This window comes from Sphingobium sp. UBA5915 (assembly GCF_002431195.1).
GTDB lineage: Bacteria > Pseudomonadota > Alphaproteobacteria > Sphingomonadales > Sphingomonadaceae > Sphingobium > Sphingobium soli.
Window position 1 is genome coordinate 6,136 of the sequence record NZ_DJDV01000041.1, and the last position, 397, is coordinate 6,532.

Annotated in this window: 1 protein-coding gene; it reads right to left on the minus strand. The window is 60.5% G+C overall.

From position 1 onward, the window contains the following. Window positions 1-397, minus strand: a 397-nt coding sequence (locus B2V90_RS05725; RefSeq protein ID WP_293920185.1) for a phosphomethylpyrimidine synthase ThiC, incomplete at both ends; no start/stop codon positions are given.

Genomic DNA, 397 nt, shown 5'->3' on the forward strand with positions numbered 1-397 from the left:
CGTAGCAGAGCATCGCCGTGCCATACCAGCCGATCTGCGCCGCGCCGATCGCGCTGGTGATATGGTCGTAGCCCGGTGCGACGTCGGTGGTGAGCGGCCCCAGCGTGTAGAAGGGCGCTTCGCCGCAGACCTGCAGTTGCTTCTCCATATTCTCCTTGATCTTGTGCATGGGCACATGGCCCGGCCCCTCGATCATCACCTGCACATCCTGTTTCCAGGCGCGGTGAGTCAGTTCGCCCAGCGTGTAGAGTTCGGAGAATTGGGCTTCGTCATTGGCGTCGGCGATAGAGCCGGGGCGCAGGCCATCGCCAAGGCTGTAGGCGATGTCATAGGCTTTCATGATCTCCGTGATCTCGTCGAAATGATCGTAGAGGAAGCTTTCCTTGTGATGCGCGAG